The organism is Ignavibacterium sp., from assembly GCA_032027145.1.
Taxonomy (GTDB): domain Bacteria; phylum Bacteroidota; class Ignavibacteria; order Ignavibacteriales; family Ignavibacteriaceae; genus IGN3.
In genome coordinates this window covers 1,790,468-1,813,728 of sequence record JAVSMP010000001.1, presented here as the reverse complement: position 1 = coordinate 1,813,728, position 23,261 = coordinate 1,790,468, and the positions used below count along the sequence as shown (strand labels likewise).

Annotated in this window: 18 protein-coding genes; 8 read left to right on the top strand and 10 right to left on the bottom strand. The window is 33.9% G+C overall.

The features are described from left to right. Nucleotides 1-128: 128 nt before the first annotated feature. From ROY99_07540 to ROY99_07525, 4 genes are all read left to right on the top strand, one after another. Nucleotides 129-2,144, top strand: a complete 2,016-nt coding sequence (locus ROY99_07540) for a RecQ family ATP-dependent DNA helicase (GenBank protein MDT3696232.1) — start codon at nt 129-131, stop codon at nt 2,142-2,144. Between the two features lies 1 nt (nt 2,145). After that, nucleotides 2,146-3,300, top strand: coding sequence for a DNA-processing protein DprA (locus ROY99_07535; GenBank protein MDT3696231.1), 1,155 nt, complete (start codon nt 2,146-2,148; stop codon nt 3,298-3,300). Between the two features lie 196 nt (nt 3,301-3,496). Further along, the gene (locus ROY99_07530) at nt 3,497-4,189 is read left to right on the top strand and encodes an HAD family hydrolase (GenBank protein ID MDT3696230.1); all 693 of its coding nucleotides are present in this window, start codon (nt 3,497-3,499) and stop codon (nt 4,187-4,189) included. 122 nt (nt 4,190-4,311) lie between these two features. Then, a complete protein-coding gene (locus ROY99_07525) occupies nt 4,312-5,091 on the top strand; it encodes a class I SAM-dependent methyltransferase (protein ID MDT3696229.1) in 780 nt (259 codons plus the stop codon). Between the two features lie 35 nt (nt 5,092-5,126). Here ROY99_07525 and fmt read toward each other — a convergent pair whose 3' ends face one another. From fmt to ROY99_07480, 9 genes are all read right to left on the bottom strand, one after another. Further along, nucleotides 5,127-6,029, bottom strand: a complete 903-nt coding sequence (fmt, locus tag ROY99_07520) for a methionyl-tRNA formyltransferase (protein ID MDT3696228.1) — start codon at nt 6,027-6,029, stop codon at nt 5,127-5,129. A gap of 7 nt (nt 6,030-6,036) precedes the next feature. Beyond that, a complete protein-coding gene (gene def, locus ROY99_07515) occupies nt 6,037-6,603 on the bottom strand; it encodes a peptide deformylase (protein ID MDT3696227.1) in 567 nt (188 codons plus the stop codon). Between the two features lie 144 nt (nt 6,604-6,747). Beyond that, the gene (locus ROY99_07510) at nt 6,748-7,713 is read right to left on the bottom strand and encodes an aminopeptidase (protein ID MDT3696226.1); all 966 of its coding nucleotides are present in this window, start codon (nt 7,711-7,713) and stop codon (nt 6,748-6,750) included. A 158-nt stretch (nt 7,714-7,871) separates the two neighbouring features. Further along, nucleotides 7,872-9,233: an MFS transporter gene (locus tag ROY99_07505; GenBank protein ID MDT3696225.1), complete on the bottom strand. Its 1,362-nt coding sequence runs from the start codon at nt 9,231-9,233 to the stop codon at nt 7,872-7,874. A 175-nt stretch (nt 9,234-9,408) separates the two neighbouring features. Further along, nucleotides 9,409-10,869 carry an aminoacyl-histidine dipeptidase gene (locus tag ROY99_07500; GenBank protein MDT3696224.1) on the bottom strand — a complete coding sequence of 487 codons (1,461 nt, stop codon included), beginning with the start codon at nt 10,867-10,869 and terminating at the stop codon, nt 9,409-9,411. A gap of 10 nt (nt 10,870-10,879) precedes the next feature. After that, nucleotides 10,880-11,251, bottom strand: a complete 372-nt coding sequence (locus tag ROY99_07495; GenBank protein ID MDT3696223.1) for a PqqD family protein — start codon at nt 11,249-11,251, stop codon at nt 10,880-10,882. A 167-nt stretch (nt 11,252-11,418) separates the two neighbouring features. Then, nucleotides 11,419-13,371, bottom strand: a complete 1,953-nt coding sequence (locus ROY99_07490) for an oligopeptide transporter, OPT family (protein ID MDT3696222.1) — start codon at nt 13,369-13,371, stop codon at nt 11,419-11,421. Between the two features lie 141 nt (nt 13,372-13,512). After that, the gene (locus tag ROY99_07485; protein ID MDT3696221.1) at nt 13,513-15,591 is read right to left on the bottom strand and encodes a PAS domain-containing sensor histidine kinase; all 2,079 of its coding nucleotides are present in this window, start codon (nt 15,589-15,591) and stop codon (nt 13,513-13,515) included. A 34-nt stretch (nt 15,592-15,625) separates the two neighbouring features. Continuing rightward, complete coding sequence (locus ROY99_07480; protein MDT3696220.1) at nt 15,626-16,399, bottom strand: TIGR02757 family protein; 774 nt, start codon at nt 16,397-16,399, stop codon at nt 15,626-15,628. Nucleotides 16,400-16,569: 170 nt separating this feature from the next. Here ROY99_07480 and ROY99_07475 point away from each other — a divergent pair, with 170 nt between their 5' ends. Continuing rightward, a complete protein-coding gene (locus tag ROY99_07475; GenBank protein ID MDT3696219.1) occupies nt 16,570-17,496 on the top strand; it encodes a YitT family protein in 927 nt (308 codons plus the stop codon). Between the two features lie 235 nt (nt 17,497-17,731). After that, nucleotides 17,732-18,427 (top strand): phosphatase PAP2 family protein, encoded by a 696-nt coding sequence (locus ROY99_07470; protein ID MDT3696218.1) that lies wholly within the window; start codon nt 17,732-17,734, stop codon nt 18,425-18,427. Here the strand turns inward: ROY99_07470 and ROY99_07465 are convergent. After that, nucleotides 18,424-19,197 carry an AMP nucleosidase gene (locus ROY99_07465; protein ID MDT3696217.1) on the bottom strand — a complete coding sequence of 258 codons (774 nt, stop codon included), beginning with the start codon at nt 19,195-19,197 and terminating at the stop codon, nt 18,424-18,426. The genes ROY99_07470 and ROY99_07465 overlap by 4 nt on opposite strands. 124 nt (nt 19,198-19,321) lie before the next feature. Between ROY99_07465 and ROY99_07460 the strand changes: the two genes are divergently transcribed. Further along, nucleotides 19,322-20,461: a T9SS type A sorting domain-containing protein gene (locus tag ROY99_07460; GenBank protein ID MDT3696216.1), complete on the top strand. Its 1,140-nt coding sequence runs from the start codon at nt 19,322-19,324 to the stop codon at nt 20,459-20,461. 303 nt (nt 20,462-20,764) lie between these two features. Further along, nucleotides 20,765-23,176, top strand: coding sequence for a YCF48-related protein (locus tag ROY99_07455; GenBank protein MDT3696215.1), 2,412 nt, complete (start codon nt 20,765-20,767; stop codon nt 23,174-23,176). The last annotated feature ends 85 nt before the right edge of the window (nt 23,177-23,261 follow it).

The following is a 23,261-nucleotide window of genomic DNA, read 5'->3' as shown; positions in this document are numbered from 1 at the left end:
TAAGAGTACTTGTAACTTGACAGGAAAATGCTTCGAAATGCCAAATGTTTCATATACGTAACCGTCAGCGGCAAGTTTAGTACAACAGTACACAAACGAACATACCTTCAAAAAATGAACGAAAGTAAATGACAAGACAAGAAGCAGAAACAATTTTACAACAAACATTCAAACTCACTAAGTTTTATGACGAACAGTGGATTACTATTGAAAAAATCCTGAAAGGCGAAAAGGTTTTACTTATCGAAAAGACTGGTTTTGGTAAGTCACTATGTTTTCAATTTCCTGCAACAGTATTTAAAGGGACAACAGTAATATTCTCGCCTCTTATTGCACTAATGCGTGACCAAGTAAAGAAATTGACGGTTCTTGGGATTTCTGCAAAATGTATCAATAGTGAACAAACACCAGAAGAAAACTCACAAATAATAAATGAAGCCAAACAGGGCAAGATAAAAATTCTTTACATAGCACCTGAACGACAAGAAAACAGCGAATGGATTGAAGCTACTCGACAAATGAAACTGTCAATGGTGGTAGTCGATGAGGCACACTGTATTTCTGTTTGGGGACACGACTTCCGACCTGCGTTTAAAAGAATAATTAATCTTGTCAAGTTATTACCTAAAGGACTTCCTGTTTTAGCCACTACAGCAACAGCAACAAAAAGAGTTGAACTTGATGTTGCACAACAAATCGGTAACAATATTTTGACTATTAGGGGAAATTTAATGCGCGACAATTTCAAATTATTTGTCGTCAAAGTTTCCTCGGAAGATGAAAAATTGATTTGGCTGGGTAAGAACTTGAATAATCTGCCAGGTTCAGGAATCCTTTATACCGGAACAAGAGTTGATACAGAAATTTATTCTAAATGGTTTGAGCATCTTAAAATATCATCTACTGCTTACAATGCAAGTTTGGATGCAGATTCGAGAATTACAATAGAAAACGGCTTGATGAATAATAAGTGGAAATGTATTATTTCAACCAACGCATTAGGAATGGGGATAGACAAACCCGACATTCGATTTATTATTCACACTCAAATACCACAATCACCGATTCATTATTATCAAGAAATTGGTAGAGCAGGAAGAGATGGACAACCTTCATACATCATTCTGTTTTACAATCCAGAAGACAGAAAATTACCAGAAGCATTTATTGAAGGTGGCAGACCAGCTATTAAGAAATATGAAAGGGTTATTACCGCTGTAAAATCCGAACTACTTGGAGAGAGAGACTTGATGAAGCGAACCAACTTTAATCGAAATCAAATTAGGGTAATTAAAGCAGATTTGATTGAACAAGGGATAATTCGCGAAGTGATGATTGGTAAAAGTAAAAAATATGAGTTTGTTCCAAACTCACAACCTTTAAACACAAAAGCATTTGAAGAGTTGCGAAATGCAAAGTTAACAGATCTTGAAAATATGATTGCGTATGTTGAAACCGACAAATCTCGAATGAAATTTCTTTGCGACTACTTAGGTGACAACTCAAATCATACATTCATGAACTGTGACAATACAGGAGAAAAGAAAATTAATGTTTTAGTAACAACTGAATGGACAGAAAAACTTCAAAATTTCAGAGAAGATTATTTCCCTGAACTCCAAGTTGAATCTAAAGGTTCTAACATAGTAAACGGTGTAGCTGCATCCTATTATGGTGTTTCAAAAGTTGGTGCAGCATTGCACCGTTCTAAATATGAGCAAGGAGGTGACTTTCCTGATTTTTTACTAAAATTAGTTTTAAAGGCATTTCGCAAGAAGTTTGGGCAAGAAAAATTTGACTTGGTTCTCTATGTTCCTCCAACTTCATCGGGTGATTTGGTAAAGAACTTTGCTGTTAAAATTTCACAAGTTTTAAAGCTTCCTATCTCCCATAATCTTGTAAAAGTAAGACAGACTAAAGAACAAAAAGTGTTCAAAAATGGTTATCTTAAGACAGACAATGTAAGTGGTGCTTTCACGTTTACAACACCAAATGACATAAAAGGAAAGAGCATTTTGCTAGTTGACGATATCTTTGATAGTGGTGCAACCTTGAAAGAAATAGGCAAATTATTAACTAACTTTGGGGCAATAAAAATTGCACCTATTATAATTGCAAGAACAGTAGGTGGTGACATAGTATAAAATGAAAGAAGAAGAAGCAACATATTGGATAGCATTGGCTCACCTGCCAAGATGGGGACATTTGAAAATAAATAACCTCATCATAAGGTTCTTTTACGAAAACAAAATATCTATTGAAGAGTTTTTTCAGTTAAATGAAAATGCTTGGAGAGACCAATATCAATTAGATGAAAAACAAGTTTCAGATTTAAGACTGGCAAAATCTGAATTAGCAAGTAATGCTTTTTTGGCGGAATCTTTTTTTAGTCAAGGTTTTGAAATTATTCCAATCATTTCACCCGAATACTCCAAAACATTAAAAACAAATTTAAAGGTAGCCCATTCTCCTGCGGTATTGTATGTAAAAGGGAACAAGAAAATCCTAGAAGAAAAATCTATTGCAATTGTTGGTTCAAGGGATGCTTCAGAAATTGCATTAAACTTTACAGACAACATTGCAAAACTTGCGATTAAGGAATTTAAAGTTGTAGTAAGTGGTTTTGCCAAAGGCGTTGACAAACAAGCATTGGATTCAGCAATAAACTACAAGGGACAAAGTGTTATAGTATTACCTCAAGGTATAATGACTTTTAGTTCAGGTTTTAAGAACTATTACAAGCAAATCATAGATGGAGATGTTTTGGTTCTAAGCACTTTCTTTCCGAAAGCTCAGTGGAAAGCAGAATTGGCAATGGCACGAAATCCAATTATTTATGGACTCGCTGACGAAATCTATGTTGCTGAATCAGCAGAAAAAGGCGGGACTTGGTCAGGTGTAGTTGATGGTTTAAGAAAAGGTAGAAAAATCTTTGTGAGAAAACCTGAACCAAACGAAAAAAATGCGAATAACCTCTTAATTCAAAAAGGTGCAATTCCTATTGACTTTAACGGAGTTGAATTGCCAAAAACCTACAACACAACAGATACAAAACAAATATCTATTGTTCCAGAACCGACAGACAATGAAACACTCGAAGCTAAAATTCGTACAGTTTTTATCGACAGACCATTGAGTGCAAAAGAACTTCTTGCAAAACTAAATCTCCCTTGGACAACACAGAAGTTAAACAACTATTTAAAGAAATTAGATTTTATCGAAGTTGTTAAAGAAAAGAAAAAAAATTTATACAAACTAAAAGGGACAGCAGACACGAAACAAACAACACTTTTTGTTTAGATAAAAAAGTAAAACAACCGATAACAAGGTATTGCCAAAGCTGGGCTGAACGGCTTTGATTTGACATTTGTGCAAGGTTCAACTTTCGTTCTTCGAATGAACTTTTGTGCTAAAAATTCGCTATTGTGCTAAGCCGTAAAACTTTATTGGTCAGGATAAAACGACAGCAACCCAGCAAAAAAATGAACAATAGAAAATGAATAACAAAATAACAACCATTGCATTCGACGCAGATGATACTTTGTGGGTAAATGAACCCTATTTTCAGGAAGCTGAAAAACAATTTTGTGCATTGCTTGAAAATTATCATCCACAAAACACTATTTCACAAGAACTTTTCAAAACCGAAATGAAGAATTTACATCTCTATGGTTATGGAATTAAGGGCTTTTTGTTGTGTATGATAGAAACAGCAAACAGAATCTCAAACAGGACTGTTTCGTTGAATGTAATTGACAAAATTATTGAAATTGGTCACGAATTATTACAAAAACCAATTGAACTTCTTAAGGGTGTTCAGGAAACTTTGGAAGCATTAAATGGTAGTTATAAATTATTAGTTGCAACAAAAGGCGATTTGTTAGACCAGGAAAGAAAGTTAAAAAATTCAGGATTGGAACACTACTTTCATCATATTGAAATTATGAGTGAAAAAAAAGTAAGTGACTATCAGAAATTACTCAACCACTTAGACTGCAAACCAGAAAATTTTTTAATGTTAGGCAATTCAATAAAATCAGACATTTTACCGGTATTGGAATTAGGAGCAACAGGTGCTCATATTCCTTATTATGTTACCTGGACACACGAACTACAAGAACACAACATTAAACACCAGAATTTTATTCAATTACAATCAATTAATGAAATACTGAATTACCTGAAGTAAAATGAAAGCATTAATAGAAATAGATAATTGGAATAGAAGAGAACATTCTTTGTGCTTTTTCACATAAGGATAAACCAACAAGTGAAGACAATGAAATGCTAATTGTTGCAGAGAGATAAAAAATGAAATCGCTGGAAGAAAGTGTAATTACTGCAATGGATGGCTCGGATATTAAGATTTTTCCTTATCTTCCCTATATTTTGCAAGACTTATGGGAGCTCGGAGCCATACCTGATACAATGATAAAATTAATTAAAAAACATTTCACTGATTATAGTAATCTTAAAGTGCTTGATTTAGGCTGCGGAAAAGGTGCTGTTTCAGTAAAAATATCCCAACAACTCAACTGCTTTTGTTATGGAATAGATGCTGTTCAGGATTTTATTACATACGCCCGGCAAAAAGCAAAGGAGTATAGTGTTGAACAACTTTGTAGGTTTGAGGTTGGTGATATCAGAGAAAAAGTTAAATACATATCAGGTTACGATACAATAATTCTGGGAGCTATTGGACCGGTCTTCGGTGATTACTTTACTACCTTAAATACCTTATCTGACTGCCTGAATGAAACGGGAATTATTCTAATTGATGATAGTTATATTGAAGATAGTTCTGAATTTACACATCCCTTGATATTTAAAAAATCCGATATAACACAACAAATCGAAAAAGCAGGAATGATTATTTCAGAAACTGATATTTTTAAAATAGATGATATTAAACAGACTAATGATTATATGTTTGATAAACTAAAAGCAAGATGCTATGAACTAATTGAAAAAAATCCGGATAAAGAAAACTTATTTATTGACTATATAAAAAAGCAGGAGAAAGAAAATGTTGTGCTTGAAAATAAAATAATTGCAGTTACATTGGTGATTAAGAAAAAACAGAAGTTATAAAAAAGAATTCATCAGAAATAAACACTATTTAAATATCACATTCTAAACCCTCTCAAAAAATCTTCAGTGGTCATTCTCCGCTTTCCTTCCTGTTGAATTTCAAGAATTCTCAAAGCATTACTTCCACAGCCAATAATCAATTCTGTTTTTGTATGCTGTATTTCTCCGGGTTTTAGATCGGGATAATTAACAACTTCTGATTTGTATATCTTTATTACTTTATTATTGTGTAAAAAATAGGCTGCCGGATAAGGTGATAAACCTCTCACCAGATTATGAACCTCTGTCGCAGGTTTATTCCAATTAATCAAACATATTTCTTTAGTAATCTTTGGTGCAGGTGACGCAATTGAATCATCCTGTTCTTTTAATTCTGCAATTCCGCTTTCAATCAGTTTTACAGTTTTTAAGACGAGTTCAGCACCAATCAGACTCATTCTATCGTGTAAAGATTCAAAATTATCATCAGAGTTTATTTTTACTTTTTCCTGCAGATAAATATTTCCAGTATCAACTTGCTCGGCAAGTTTAAATGTTGTTAAACCAGTTTCAGTATCGCCATTAATTAATGCCCACTGAATTGGCGCTGCACCCCGATATTTAGGGAGAAATGATCCGTGAAGATTAAATGAACCATATTTTGGAATTTCAAAAACTTCTTTTGGTAAAATTCTGAATGCAACCACAACAAATAAATCCGGCTCAACAGATTTCATTTGTTCAATAAATTCAGCATTATTTTTTAATTTATCGGGTTGATAAACAGGTAGATTATTTGCAACTGCAAATTTTTTAACAGCAGTAAAAGCAACTTTTTGTCCTCTTCCCCTTCCTTTATCAGGTTGAGTAACTACGGCAGTAACATTATATTTTTTTTCGAGAAGAATTCTTAAAGAAGGAATTGCAAAATCCGGTGTGCCCATAAAAACAATTTTCATATCACACCTATTTAATCAAAATATAATCAACATCATCACTTACAGGATATTCAATTTCCAGTTTCCGTTTTTTGATTTTATTAAGATGTTTTTTTGAACGCTTTTTCATTTCTTCATCTAAATAATCTGTAAACAACACGCCCTGCAGATGATCATACTCGTGCAGCATTACCCTAGCTAAAAGCTCATCTGCTTCTATTGTTTGTTCTTTCATATTTGCATCAAAATATGAAATGTTAATCATTTTAGGTCTTGTAACTTCAAAACGTAATTCCGGGATGCTTAAACATCCTTCTTCAATAACACTTTTTTCATCTGACTTTGCAACAATTCTTGGATTAATTAATGGAATAGGTTTATAAGATTCATAACCTTCGACAGCAGAAATATCAACAACAAAAATTTGTTGATTTACACCAACCTGATTTGCTGCAAGTCCCACTCCATTAGCATTTCTCATAGTTTCAAACATATCAGAAATAATTTTTATAGTATTACCGTTTATTTCTGTAACCTTTGCAACTTTTTTCCTTAGTATTTTATCACCAAAAAGAGTGATTGGTAATATTGACATCTATTTCCTAAATCAATTTTAAATTACTAATGCCAAAATAAAAAATAAGCACTCAATTAGAAACTAATACATAAAATGCAAAATGTTCAATGAATTAATTAACACAATTTCTAAAATTAAAAAATGAGCATTTAACACTTAGCATTAAACAAGTAGTTTTCCATCTTTCATCATTAGTTTGCCATCCATCCAAACAGTTGGTTTCTTTACAACCCCATCAAGATGAATCGGAACATTTACACTGCCGCCCATTGAAACATTATTACCAAGCGCAATATGAATTGTGCCCATAACTTTTTCATCCTCGAGCAAAACTCCGCTAAGTTTAGCAGAATCATTTGTGCCTATTCCAAACTCAGCAATGTTTCTTGCATCTTTACCAACGCTATCAAGCATATTTTTTAGTTTTCTTGCAGTAACTCCGCCAGTTATTTTTGCTGCATAACCATTTTCAACTTCAATTTTTATTTTAACATTTTTCATCAAACCAAGACCAGCCATCGAACCATCAACTACAAAAACTCCATTTGCTGTTCCTTCAACCGGAGCCAGGAATGCTTCACCTGTTGGCAGATTGCCGCTTTCACCTTTTGCATGAAATAATCCCTTGCTTGCATAAGCTTTTCTGCCTGCAATTGAAAAGGAAATATCTGTTCCTGCCGGCGCAGTTACTCTTATTTCTTTTCCGGTTTCTAAAAATTTTTGAAGCTTTATTGTAAGAGCTGAAATTTTTTTATAATCTGCATTTAATCCGCGAATCATTACATCTTTTGTAATACCCGGGAAAGTTGCTATTCTCACTCCCTTTGCAGAAGCATTTCTTCTTGCATCGGTATGAGTTAAAGATTTAGCAGTGGGACAAAAAACAACATCAAACTTCTGCATCAATTCAGCAACTTGTTCAGAAGGTTCTTCTCCATTTATCTTACCGGATTTCATTTCAACAAGCAGAGAATCATAACCTAATCGAATTGCATTTTGATGCAGGGAAAGTCCAATCTCCCTTTTTATTTCATCGGTAATTACAAGAATTTTTTCATTTTTCTTTGTCCCCATACAATCGCGAATAGCGATTACAGATGCAGAATCAAGTTTTGTTGGTTTAGCCATAATCTCCTCTGTTTAAAAATATAAAGGATATGTTTATCAAAATAATATTGTTATTAATCGTTCTTTAACAAAAAAATATTAAAACAATAAATAAAACTCTTATTGAAGTATATCTTAAAATGATTGAACAAATTCAGAAAATCTGCTTTAACATCCGATTAAGCTTTTTTCATTCCTGCTTCAAGCCCATGTCCGCCAGGTCCGGTTTCTGCTCTTCGCAGCAAGAAAGCAAACAGTAAACCTAAGAACCCGAGAATGGAGAATATCCACATTCCGGTATTATATCCAGCAGGATTTGAAAAACTTGCCTGAGATACATCATTTGCAAAACCTATCAACAGATTAAATCCAAACAAACCTATGTTCTGGATCATAGTCATCAATCCATAAGCAGTTCCTAATTTTTTAGGATCAACAATGATTGCTACCGAAGGCCACATTACTGCCGGTACAAGTGAGAATGCGATTCCCATCATTGCCATAGGAAGAATCAAATAAATTGGTATTGATCCGTTGACATCAAAGAATTGAATAGTAAGATGAACAAAATCGCTGTCGCTCATTACTTCGGGTTTACCAAATTTATAAGCCATCATTAAATAAACAGGTATAATTAATAATGAGCCGAACATCATCAGCAAAGATCTCTTTCCAATTTTATCTGCTAACAATCCAAACAAAGGCGTAAAAATCATCGCGGCAAGAGTTAATATGCTTGAGAGATTACCGCCGACTTCCCTGCTGGTTCCGTGAGCTTCCTGAAAAAATTTAATCGCAAAAGTTTGAAACGGAAACATTGCAGAATAAAATGTAACGCAAAGGGCAGTAATAAACCAGAATGATTTTCCAAACCTGAATATCTCTTTAAAAACAATTTTATCCTGCTCACCATCTTTAGGCATCTCATAATTTTTAACTGCATACAAATCCAAACCGTAATAAATTATTATAGTTATTAAAGCAAAAATTCCTCCTGCAACAGTAATCCATAGCGGAGACTGCCAATGCTCATACAAATTTTTGCCCCAGCTTGGAGAATTAAGTGCAAGGAATGAACCTAATCTTGCAACTGTAAGATTAAGACCAAACGCAAATGAAAGTTCCTTTCCTTTAAACCATCTTGCAATAATAGTTGTAATTGCCACAATCATAGATTCAGCACCGAGACCGAAAACCAATCTTCCGGCTGACATAACATAAATATTTCCTGTTACAGCAGTTATCACTGCACCAAGTGCTATTAAAAAAGTAAAAATCACAACTGAAATTCTTGTTCCGATTCTGTCAATTATCAATCCGCCGACAAGAACCATCAGTATATTAGGAAAAGAATAAATTGCATTTAACAATCCGATATTGGAATCAGAAAAACCAAGTTGAGTTTTTAATAAATCTGCAAGCGGACTAATACTATCATAAATATAATAGTTGCCCATCATTGCTAAACTGATCAAAAGTAAAGCTGTCCATCTTAAAAATGATGATGGTTGAGGTTTCAGAGAGATTTCACTTGTGTTCATATTGTTTTCGATTTTGTCAGTCCGAGCTTGCCGAAGACTGAGTTATAATTAGTGCAAGTCACATTTTGACAAGCTCAACGTGACTGATTTGATAATTTTATTATCACCAACAATAAAATAAAAAAAGCAGATACCTAATAAAAGTATCTGCTTTAATAATAAACAAGATATAATCTTATTTAACAGGAATATTCTTCAAAACATTTACAAGTTGATTATAAAATTCCGGAACAGTTGATATCTGTAATTTCTCATCAGGCGAGTGAACACCAAACATTGTAGGTCCAAATGAGATCATATCCATGTCAGGATATTTTTCTTTTATTATTCCACATTCTAATCCTGCATGAATTGCAGTTACTTCCGGTTCTTTTCCGTACATATTTTCAAAAGTTGATTTGAAAACTTTTAATACATCAGAATTGATATCAGGTTTCCAGCCCGGATAACCATCACCATAAGAAATCTCTGCTCCTGCAAGCTGTAATACTGATGAAACCATTGCGGTTATATCTTTAATCTCAGACGCAACAGAACTTCTTTGGCTTGTAACAATGTTAACACTTTTACCAACAGTTTCTACAACTGCAAGATTTGTTGAAGTTTCAACAAGACCGGGAATATCATTTGACATTTTTATTACACCGTGCGGAATAGCATACAAAGCATCAACTAAACGCTTTTGGGTTTTTTCATCCATAACTTTTTCAGGTACAGCATGTTTTACAAGTGAAACAGAAAGATCGGGTTCAACTGAAACATTCTCAGCTTTTACGGTCTGATTATAGTTGTTAATAAATTTTTTCAATTTATTTTCATTACCCTTTGGAACAAGTACCACAGCAAATGCTTCTCTTGGAATTGCATTGTGTTTGTTGCCGCCGTTTATTTCAGCCAATCTTAATTTATTTTCTTTAGAATACTCCCAGATTGCTCTGTTTAATATTTTAACTGCATTACCTCTGCCGGCATGAATTTCGAGTCCTGAGTGACCGCCTTTTAATCCTTCAACTTTTAACTCAAAAGCAGAATAATTTCTTGGTGCTTTTTCCGGTTTGATTTTGAATTTAGCAGCAGTATTTTTTCCACCAGAGCAGCCAATAAACAAAGTTCCAAGTTCTTCAGAATCCATATTGATAAGAATATCTCCTTTTAACCAGCCTTTCTTCAAACTTGATGCACCAGTCAGTCCTGTTTCTTCATCAAGAGTAAACAAAGCTTCAACAGGACCGTGTTCAATATCATTAGCTTCAAGCACAGCCAGAGCAGCGGCAACACCGATGCCGTTATCAGCACCAAGTGTTGTTCCTTTTGCTTTCACCCAATCTCCATCAATGTATGGTTGAATAGAATCATTATCAAAATCATGTTCAACGCCGCGATTTTTTTCACAAACCATATCAATATGACCCTGCATAGTAACAGTTTTAAGATTCTCTTTACCTGCTGCAGCCGGTTTACGGATAAGAATATTACCAAACTTATCTTTTTCAGTTTGAAGCCCTAAGCGCTTACCAACTGATACAACATATTCTGCAATTTTTTCTTCCTTTTTCGAACATCGGGGATATTTGCAGATTTCCTCGAAGTGATACCAAACCAGTTCTGGTTTTAAGTGACCTAATACTGATCCCATAATAACTCCTTTAGTTTAATTCTTTAAATGATATAAATCCCTGTGAATACAATTGAAAAATGAATTTTGTTATTCTTTCTTCTTCCTGTAAAAGTTCATCACCGAATTTATTTTTAACATCTTTAATGATTTTTTCAACTTTAGTCTTTCCATTTATATTTGTCCAGACAGCAGAGCCGAACTTATCAAGTTTAATTTTAAAATGATCGCTCTTTAATTTTGGCGATATAAATCTGACAGCAAACTTATTTCTGAATTTTGGAACTTTAACTGTAATTAAGTCATTATCGTTTTTCTCATCTGAATAAACTTTAATCGGAGTAAGCTCCAATGTATTTGCATTTGTTAATATTTTTTTTCTTTCTTTAAATGATAACGGCATAATAATACAGATAAAAAAATCAATGTCACACCGCGGAGTCGAAGTGTGACATCTAAAATAACATTAAGCAATCATCATCTTCCGACACTGCTCAAGATGAGATCTAAAATATTTTTTATGCTGATATTTCAAAAAAATATTCAACATAAATAAATTCTATCAGCTGGTTACATTGATACCTGCGGCGGAGCCGGATCTTCGGGTTTACCAGCATTCTTAACCGGTATCTGAACTAATAACCATGCAATAAATGCAAACACAACCAGACTGACAATAAATGAAGGATCAGCACTTAATTCAAATAATTTAATATCACCAAATGCTAGCCCTGCAAACAATAATCCTATAAGTGCTTCACCTGCAATCAAGCCCGCTGCAATTAGAATTCCGTTGTTTTCAACTCTGGATTTTTGTGCATCATTAAAGTTTCTCTTTAAGTTTACTTTTTCAACAATGCCTTTTATTAAACCGCCAACAAAAATTGCAAATGTAGTTCCTAAAGGCAGATACATTCCAACACTAACCAGCATCGGACTTTTTACATTCATCAAAATAAATCCAACACCCATTAACATTCCAACAAATATTAATATCCATTCCATCTCACCGCCAACAATACCTTTAGAAAGAATAGCCATCAAACTAGCCTGAGGGGCAGGAAGTTTATCTCCGCCAAATCCGGTTCCACCCATTTTAACATCACCTTCGTGCAGTATTAAAAGAGGAACAAACATTACAGCGGCAGAAACCAGAATTCCAACTATATCACCGAGCTGCATTTTCCATGGAGTACCACCAAGGATATGTCCGGCTTTAAGATCTTGCAGCATTTCGCCTGCAACAGCAGCAGCAACGCAAACAACAGCGGCAACACCAAGAACAGCAGCAACACCCTGTATTCCTTTCATACCGAGTGCAACCATCAGGATCGCAGCTATAACCAATGTGGAAAGAGTTAAACCGCTTATAGGATTATTACTTGAGCCGATAATTCCAACAAGATATCCGGAAACAGCTGCAAAGAAAAATCCGGCTACTATCATTACTATTGTCGCAACTAAAGCTGCAAGAATATCCTGTGCGAAATAATTATAAATAAAAAATGTAGCAACACCAGTTCCTAAAATTCCAATTGTTATCCATTTGAAGCTTATATCTTTTTCGGTTCTGATTTCGGTATGCTCGCCTGAAGCAGCTTTTTTAACATCACTTATTGATCTTGCAATACCGGTAATTAAACTTTTCCTCATTTTCCAAAGTGTAAAACCAGCGCCAACCAGCATTCCGCCGATAGCAATTGGTCTTACGTAATCTTTCCACACTGCAACCATTATTGAAGTCCAATTTGTATCTGCCGGCATTTCCTGACCAGAATACTTAAAATATGCTATCATTGGTGTTAATAAACCCCAGGCAATTACACCGCCTGAAAAGTTAAGTGCAGCCAAACGAGGACCGATGATATATCCTACGCCCATATATGCAGGACTAACATCTGGTGATCTGAATAATAAATGTCCTTTACCAAGATTAAACAATTTATCCCACGAAACAGCAAATAATTTAAATTGACCTAATGCCTGAATAACTGCTCCGATGCCCATGGCACTAAATAAAAATTTTGAACCACCAGACCCATGTCTCCCTGCTTTGTGTATTTCAGCAGCTGCGACTGATTCAGGAAATGGTAATTCAACATCTTCAACCATTACTCTTCTAAGCAATGCAACAAACATAATCCCAAGGATACCTCCAGCCGCCATTATCGCAGCAGAAATCATATAGTTACCGGGAGTAAAGAAAGGATCCCATATCCCTGCAATAAAAAATGCCGGTAATGTGAAGATAGCTCCTGCAGCAATTGATTCGCCAATCGAACCAACTGTTCTGGTAAAGTTTTCTTCAAGGATAGTTCCTTTCATTAATTTAATTAGAGCCATACCTATAACTGCAGCTGGATAAGTTGCGGCAATGGTCATTCCGGCTTTTAATCCTAAGTACGCATTAGCAGCACCAAGTACAACAGCAAGCACTAAACCGATTAGTAAAGCACGGACAGTGAATTCTGTCATATTGGTTTCTGGTGAGACAAACGGAACAAATTTTTTTTGCTCTGCCATTTTTTTTTCTCCTATTACTGAGCAATTATTGATGTGGTTAGAGCCACAATTCCTCTAAAACAGTGGCTCAAATTTAAGCAGGATTGGTTATTATTCTCAACTAATTTTCAGATTATTTTCTAATTAAATACTCTGAATAATTTATTTTTTTGGAAGTTCGATTGATACTTTTGTTCCAATAGAAGGTGTGCTGCTTATTTTTAATTTTCCATGCAAGACTTCAATGAATTTTTTTGTAATACTTAAACCTAATCCCATACCTTCAAATTTCCGGTTTAGTCCTTCGCTTCCTTGTCTGAATGGTTCAAATATCTGATCGAGGTTTTCCTGAGGAATTCCTATTCCTGTATCAGAAACAGAGATCTGTGCGTGATCGGCTGACTCTGATAAATGAACTTTAACTTCACCTTTCTCGGTGTATTTAATAGAATTATCTATAATATTACACAGTACTTTATGAACAATGCTTTGATCTGAATAAACCAGAATCTTTGGTTTATCTGAAGTTACAGAAAACTGAATCCCTTTTTTGTTTGCATTTTCTATAAAAGCAAATTTACATTCCTGCAATAACGAAACGATATCAAATGTGTTGCATTTCAGCTGCAGGTTATTGGATTCCAGTTTAGAAAGATCAAGAATTGAATTCAATGTTTCGTTCAGACGTTTACTGCTTTTGTAAATTATCTTTGCCATCTCTCTTTGGTTCGGATTATCCATTTCAGATAATAAAAGTTCGGAAAATCCTATTATTCCGCTCATAGGCGTATTTAGTTCGTGGCTCATATTCGCAAGAAATGTTGTCTTTAATCTATCCATCTCCTCTGCTTTATCTTTAGCAAGTATCAGGTCAAGCTCAAGCTTTTTTCTTTCAGTATTATCACGAATAATTGCAAGCAAGGTTTCTTCATTACCTTGTTTAATCAGTTTGGCACTTATTTCAACTGGAAAAAAAGTTCCGTTCTTTCTTTTATGATTAGTCTCAAAAAGAATTCCATCCGGATTATTGATAGATGAAAAAATTACCTCAATATCTTTTTTTCTATCCTGACTAAGGTCAAGTATTTCTTTTTTTATTAATTCATCTTTTGAATAACCATATAAATCAAATGCCTTCTGATTAGCTTCCAAAATCTTTCCGTTTTTATCAATGCTTAAAATAGCATCATTAGCATATTTTGTTAAAGAAGTATAGCGTTCGTTTAGTGCATCTTTTTCTTTTCTAAGAATTACTGTCTGAGTCAGAAAATGAAGTCTGCTTCTTTTCCAAATTGCATAAGTAATACTTGCAGAAAGAACAATTAATAAAACTGAAATAAATGAAACGAGCATTGCTGCGTTTCTTGTAGATTGGGTAACACTATCCTGATCAATCTTTGCAATTAAAATCCAATCAGTAGAAGGAATATTATTTACTGAAGCGAAAAACTCAGCTCCTTTTGATTTAGCACCTTTAAAAAATTCTTTACCTCGTAGCAAAGCCTCCAATTCTGCTTTATCGGTTCTGTTTAACGGAATGGTTTTAATTCTAAACTGATTATTCTCTTTAACATCCTTTAATATAAATCCGAGGTCACTCTGTTTTTTCAGAAGGATATATTCCACATCTTGTGTTTCCTGCTTTGTATAAGAAATAATCGGATGCAGATACTCAAAAAATGAAATCTCTGTCCAGATATATCCCAATATTTTCCCGGAAATTCTAACCGGTGTAATTATTGCCTGCAAAAGACTTTTATTATCACCAAAGTAAAGATTTGATAATTCTGCATTTTCTTTTTGGAGCAGAACAGTTAATTCATGTTTTAAAAAATTATTATATAAACTCTGTGTGCTGTCTGTTGAAAAGAGCAGATTAGCATTTTTATCAAATATATTAACGCTGACAAAATCAAAATCTGATCTTAAATTATTTGACCATTTAGAAATACTCTCGATTATCTGACTATTCTTTTTGCCGGTTAAAAGTTTTTCAAGATCATTTTCAACCACAGGCAGTAAAAGATATGATTGTATTGTCTGCTTTCTTTGACTTTGTTCGCGCTCAATTTGAGTAAGCTTCATTTCTTTTATAGTGGCAACATGTCTGTAAAGCTCATCTTCTATAGTTACTTTTCTGTTTTGATAATAAATATAACCGGATACAGCAATTACAATTGCAACAAACAAGAAGTAAAGAAAATACTTAAGAGGAAAACTATCTTCGTTGATTTTTTTCATTTTGATATTATAATCAATTCTTATTAAATGAAACTTAAAACTTTAATTTTCTTATTCCAATATGACAAATAGCAAAATCATATTTTACCGGGTCGTCAGGATCAAACTTTTTCAGATTATTGGTTATCTCTTCAGCCATTTTCCAATCAGAATTACCTCTGTTAGTTAATTTAAGATAACGGCAGATTCTTGCAATATGCGTATCAACCGGAATTACAAGTTTTGAGGCAGGAATTTCATTCCACAAACCAAAATCAAGTTCATCTTTTCTTACCATCCACCTTAGAAAAAGATTCATCCTTTTACAGGCGCTGCCTTTTTCAGGTAATGGAAACATAAATTTTATGCCATTTGTTATTTCACCAAATGTCTCAATAAATGAGTTTATAAAGTAATTTGAAAACTTTGAGATGCCGGTTTTTACATTTTTATCAGAAATATTGTAATCTTGTAAAAATATTTGCCTAACAGATTTGAAGTTGTTTAACTCCTTATTAAGGATTATGAACAACTTTTTAACATCATCATCAGCATAAAATCTGTGCTTAATTCCATTTAGCTTTTTCAGATTTTCAGAACTGAAGTTTTTAATGAACAAATAAGGTTTGTTGTTAAAAATACTTATTAATTTCTTCAGCGTATTTTCAATCTGTTTTACGTTTCCATACGCAAATACCGAAGCAATTAATCCAACAATCTCAATATCCCTCTCATCATTAAACAAATGCAAAAATTGCAGCGGATCTGGTTCTAGCTTTGTTCTATCAAAAGCTTTGTAATGATATTCTAATTTTTGCTTGAGATTCATTGATACAATTTAATCAGTCTATATTATTTTATCATTGTTTTAAAAGATAATAAATGAATATGATTGTCCGGGAAATTAAGACAACTTTTTTGAATTCTTCGGACTTTATTTTTTTCATCACGCCTGTAATCATTAACTTTGATGCGCAAAATTTTAGAATTGAGTAAAAGATGAGTAAAAATCCAAAATTAAAAATCGTGTTCGAATATATTCTTATATCTATCGGCGCCGCTATAATGGCAATTGGAATAGGAATTTTTTTAGTTGATGCAAAAGTTGTCCCCGGTGGTGTAAGCGGTCTATCGATGAGCATTCATTATCTAACTGGTTTACCTGTGGGCTTAATGATATGGTTATTGAACATTCCACTTTATTTATGGGGAATTAAGGAATTAGGGAAAGAGTTTGGAATAAGGACATTTTGGGGATTCACTCTTAATTCATTTTTTATTGATTTCTTCCGGGGTGATATCCCGGGATTTTCATTTATTAAATTACAGGAAACACAAACTATAAAAGACTTGCAGCAAAATGATTTTATGTTTTTGATTCTTGTCGGGGCAGCATTACTTGGTCTGGGACTTGGAATAATATTTAAGTTTAAGGGAACAACTGCCGGGTCTGATATTGTTGCCGCTATAATGCATAAACGTTTCGGAACTAAACCCGGTATGGCAATAATGATGATAGATTTTTTTGTTATTTTGCTCGCAGGATTTATTATCGACATTAAAGATCTTGCCGGCGATAGATCGGCTGTAATCTTAACTTTTTATGCACTCTTTTTATTATTCATTTCAAGCCGGCTTATTGATGTAATAATTGATGGGTTTGATTATGCAAGATCTGTTGATATCATTTCTGATAAAACTGATGAGATTGCTAAAGTAATTATGGATGATATGAGCAGAGGTGCAACAGCAATAAAAGCCCGCGGACTTTACCGTAATGTTGATCGTGAAATTCTTACAACTGTAATAACTCTGAAAGAGCTTTCTAAATTGCTGAATATTGTTAAAAAGATTGACCCAAATGCATTTGTTACTGTAAGCAATGTTCACGAGGTAATGGGTGAAGGCTTTAGAAGAAGAATTTAACAATTCCTAATATCTCAGTTCTGTTGAAAATCCTAAATGGAACAAAGAAGAATAATATTATCATTTGCAAAAGAGATACTATGAACGCAATACAAATAATTGTTATGAAGAGTTATTCATATCTAACTATAATTAATTTAATTGAGAATAAACAATGTATGTTCACTAATGAACAAAAATGATCATATCAATTCGCGCTCTTAAATAACACTTGAAAAGATACTTCTGATTATTTATGAAAAATAACCCTCACAACTTTAATTTAAGTAAGAAGTTAATCTCAATTTTTTTTATCTCATTACTGGTTTTTATTTTGAGTTGTATTGGATCATTTAACCATCTTTCTGCTGAAGCAGCTAAATTTCTTTTTGAAAGTTTGGGATATACAAATAAATGGAGCAATACTTACGGTGAGCCCTGGTTTGTAAATATGAACTCTAACTTCAGCGCTTTTGGAAGCCGCGAAATAGTTTTTGTTTTTCTATTCTTTTATTCTGTTTATTTATTCAGGACAAAAGAGAAACAAAAAACATTCTACTTTTTATTTACTATGATTGGGGCTATCATTTTAATCCTGGCTACTAAATACCTGACTGCAAATGAAGAATTAATTACCTGGAAAATGATTGTTACAGAAAGCATATCAGAGTTTCCAAGCGGTCATACATTTATTGCAACCGTGCTGTATTTAGCAACTGCTGTTTCACTAAAATCAAAAACTCAAACTAACAATAACAACAGGTACTTCTTAATAATAGCTGTAACAATTTCAATAATAGTTGGAATAAGTAGAATTGCCGGTGCGGCTCATACTGTAACAGATGTAGTTGCCGGCTGGAGTTTGGGTGTTTGCTGGGTAGCGTTAGTTCAAATAATATGGCAGCTTGAAGAATACTTTTCAAAATCCAAAAACAAATTGAGAAAAGCTTAGTAAGTAAAATGCTTTATATGTTCTCCTTTTATTTCGATTTCTGTCATTGCTTCAATTCCGATTTCCAGATGAAGATCTGCAAATTTTTCTGTTACCTCTTTATCTGATTTTTCTGTTTTAACTCCATCGGGAATCATAGGTATATCAGATACAAGTAATAATGCACCTCTAGGAATTTCATTAACTAATCCAACAATAAATAAAGTTGCAGTTTCCATATCTATTGCGATAGTAGATAACTTTCTAAGATATTGCTTAAACTCATTATCCCACTCCCAAACCCTTCTGTTAGTAGTGTAAACAACCCCTGTTCTGTATTCCATTTCTCTTGCAACTATCTTATCAGATACAAATTTATGAAGTTTAAATGAAGGAAGTGCAGGAACTTCCTTTGGTTTGTAATCATCACTAGTTCCCTCGCCTCTTATTGCAGCTGTTGGTAAAATAAAATGCCCGATTTCTGTTGAATGTTTTAATCCGCCGCATTTACCAAGAAACAAAACACCTTTTGGTTTTCGTGCAACCAGAAGATCCATAATCGTTGCTGCATTGGCAGACCCAATTCCAAAATTAATAATAGATAAACCACTTGAGTTTGTTGCAGTCTGCATCGGTTTATTTAATCCTTTAATTTCACAATTAAATTTTTCTGCAAACTTTTCAACATAATTCTGGAAATTAGTTAACAACATATAGTCGCCGAACTCGCTGATTTTTGTTCCTGTATATCGAGGCAGCCAGTTTTTTGCAATTTCAAGTTTTGTTTTCATAATTCTAAAGAATTCTTATTGTTTGATATTTACAAAACGAAATTAAATAAATTTAACCAAACACTTGATATTGGGTTTTTATTTTCTTTCTTTTAATGTGATATTTTTATGGAGGTTGTGTATTATGAAAAAGTTAGTGTATCTGTTTTTGGTTTTAAATTCCTTTTATTTTGTTCTCCCACAGAATCTTCCACTTAAAATTGGTAATCAATGGCATTATGAACCTGGTTTGGTCACAAGTAATTATTATGCGGCAATTGCAACCGATACTGTTACCATTAATAATAACAAGTATTTTAAAATTGAGTATTGGAACCCTGATAGCTCAATTCTTTATTATACAAAATATGACCGACTAGAAGGTGATAGTTTATACTATACCTATTATAATGGTGCTGATCAGTTGATCTTTAACTTCAATTGGCCGGATAATTTTATTTACTCAACACCCTCTTTAAGTGATACAAATTGTATTGATCTCGCACTTATATTTAGGAATTCAGGACAAGTTTGGGGAGTTTCAACAGATCTGTTTACAGTATTTGGAGGATTTTATTGTACGGGTATGATAGATACTTCCTGGACTTTATCAAGTCTCACTTACTCAAAATATTTCGGGGGAATTAATGCATGGGATGGAATTCTGATTGGAGCGCTAATAGATGGAACAACATATGGTACTTTATATCCGCTTCCGGTAGAACTTCTTTCCTTCTCTTCTTTTGTTGTTGATGATGATGTTACATTAAACTGGAGCACTGCAACCGAAACTAATAACTCTGGTTTCCAAATTGAAAGACGAGAGATGAAAAACGAAAGTAGTGAAGAATGGAAAAGTATTGGATTCGTTAATGGAAATGGAACAACAACAAAAACTAAATCTTATTCTTACAAAGATGAAAATCTGGCTGCCAGTAAATATCTCTACAGACTGAAACAAATAGATCTGGACGGAACTTTTGAATACTCCAATATTATTGAAGCTGAAGTTCTTTCACCATCTGAGTTTATTTTAGAGCAAAACTATCCAAATCCGTTTAACCCGAACACCAGAATACAGTATGCAATAGGCAGTAAGCAGTTTGTCAGTTTAAAAATATTCAACTCTCTTGGAGAAGAAGTAGCGTCTCTTGTTAATGAAGAGAAGTCTGCAGGAATTCATAAATTTGATTTTAATGCTTCTCATCTTTCATCTGGGATTTACTATTACAAAATTATCGCTGGAGATTTTGTCCAAACAAGAAAAATGGTTTTAATTAAGTAACCTTTAGTAATCTAAATAGATCTTTGCAATTTCAAGTTTTGTTTTCATAATAAAATATTGCAATCGCTTGACATTAGATTCTAAGTTTGCTTTATTTAAATTAACTATTCAGCAAGGCTATCAATATGAAAAAGTGAACATCTTCTTTTCTGACTTAGTTCCAGAATCATTTACTTTCAATGTTTTCAACTTAGAAAATGTAGCCAATGGCGTTATAAAAATTATGTTAGTTCAGATTTTATTAAATAATATCAAATGACCGTAGAAAAACTTAAGTAATTGTAAATAAAAAAGAGGTACACCATGAAAAAAATTTTAACTATAACAATTACACTCCTGGTTTTTACTTACCCATCACTATCTCAATGGAGAGTGATGAATCCTTATCCCACACCAAATGCATTATATGTTGGTTCAGCTCCCTCGGCTGACAGATTTTATACTGTTACTCCACAGAGTGAAGCAGTCTTTACACATGATGGCGGACAAACATGGCATGTTCTTCAAATTGGTGGTCAGGGAATTTATAGAAGTTGTTATTTTCTTAATGATAATCTTGGCTGGGCTGCCGGTGCCTTTGTGGAGCGTCTTCATAAAACTACTGATGGCGGTTTAACATGGACTTGGCTCAGCAACGCACCTGACACAACTAAGTATGATATCTTCTTTATTGATCAGAATATTGGTTGGTCTGTTGGGTTTAATGGGTTTATTATAAAAACAACCAACGGCGGGGATAACTGGTTCTCACAAACAAATACATCTGTAACTTCCAAAACTCTGTATGGAGTTTATTCTACTGACGTAAATAATGTTTATGTTGTTGGAAGCTCTGATGCTGTTTTAAAATCTTCTGATGGTGGAAATACATGGAATTTAATACCAATGATATATGGTACTTCAACAGATTATCGTGGAATTTATTTCCCTCCAACCGGTTCAGGTCTTATTGGTTTTATTGTCGGTAATAGAAACAGAATTGCAAAAACAAGTAACGCTGGTTTAACATGGACATCAGTTTATGATGGCGGTACTACTAATCAACTTTGGTCTGTGGATTTTGATGATTCATTTGTTAATGGACTTGCTTGCGGCGCATCGAGCACTGTTTTACGAACCACAAATAGCGGCAATACCTGGAGTCCTGTTGGAGGATTCCCTGCTGGAATAACGTTTTATTCAGTGCGATTTGGTTCTGACAATGCAGTATATCTGTCAGGCACTAGTGGTTATTTATTTAAATCAACTGATGGTGGTGCAACCTGGAGCGAGCTTGGTTATAGATTTACTACATCAAGTTTAAAAGATGTAAGTTTTGCCGATACTTCAAATGGTTATGTTGTCGGAACAAATTTTGTGGCTAAGACAACTAATGGAGGACTAACATGGATGCAGCAGGTTTCTCCATTTACCGGAGATATAAACGAAGTTGTGGCACCTTCACCAAATCATGCAATTGCAGGGTGTGATGGCGGCAATGTGATTGTAACAACTGACGGCGGTAATAACTGGAATCTTGTTGCTACAGGAATAACAGGTACCAACTCAGATATTCTGGCAATTGATTTTATTAATGATAACTTCGGAATTGTAGCAGCATATAATGGCACTGTTGCTAAATCAACTGACGGCGGATTTAGCTGGTCTATCATTTCAACTATTTCAAGCTATAATCCCTGGGATATGGATATGGTAGATTCGCTTTATGGATGGGTTGCCGGAACAGGCGAAAGAATTTCAAGAACAACAGATGGAGGATTAACCTGGCAGCAGCAACTTTCAGTCGGAGGTCTTGGAACTTATGGAATTTCATTTATTGATCGTCAGCGAGGTATAGCAGCTGGAACAGGAGGAAATACATATTACACAACTAACGGCGGAATAAATTGGCAGCCGGCAGCAACTCCTCCCGGAAACACAGTCTGGGGAATTCATTTTGTTGAATCACCCGTATTAGGTACTATCGGAATGACTGCTTGTGCCAGTGGTTATGTGTATATTTCCACAGATGGCGGTGCTAACTGGACTTTAGAACCTCGCTACACTATATCTACATTTTCAGATATTTATATGACAGATGCTGCACACGCATGGATTGTTGGCAATAGCGGGGTTATTTTAAAATATGATCAGCCTGCTAATGTTCCGGTAGAACTTCTTTCCTTCTCTTCTTTTGTTGTTGATGATGATGTTACATTAAACTGGAGCACTGCAACCGAAACTAATAACTCTGGTTTCCAAATTGAAAGACGAGAGATGAAAAACGAAAGTAGTGAAGAATGGAAAAGTATTGGATTCGTTAATGGAAATGGAACAACAACAAAAACTAAATCTTATTCTTACAAAGATGAAAATCTTTCTGTCGGTAAATATCTATACAGACTAAAGCAAATAGATTTTGACGGCACTTATGAATACTCAAATATTGTTGAAGCGGAAATCCTTCCGCCTGCAAAGTTTTCTTTAGAACAGAATTTTCCTAATCCTTTCAATCCATCAACCAGTATTCAATATGCAATAGCCAGTAAGCAATTTGTTCAGTTGAAAATTTATGATGTTTTGGGAAATGAGATTGCAACTTTGGTTAATGAAGAGAAGTCAGCAGGAATTCATAAATTTGATTTTAATGCTTCTCATCTTTCATCTGGGATTTATTATTATCAACTAAAAGCTGGAGATTTTATTCAAACAAGAAAAATGGTTTTAATTAAGTAACCTTTGGTAATCTTAAACCTTCGGGGATTTTTAAAACCCCGAAGGTTTATTTGCAGGTTTTAATTCTTTGAGTTAAATAAAATAC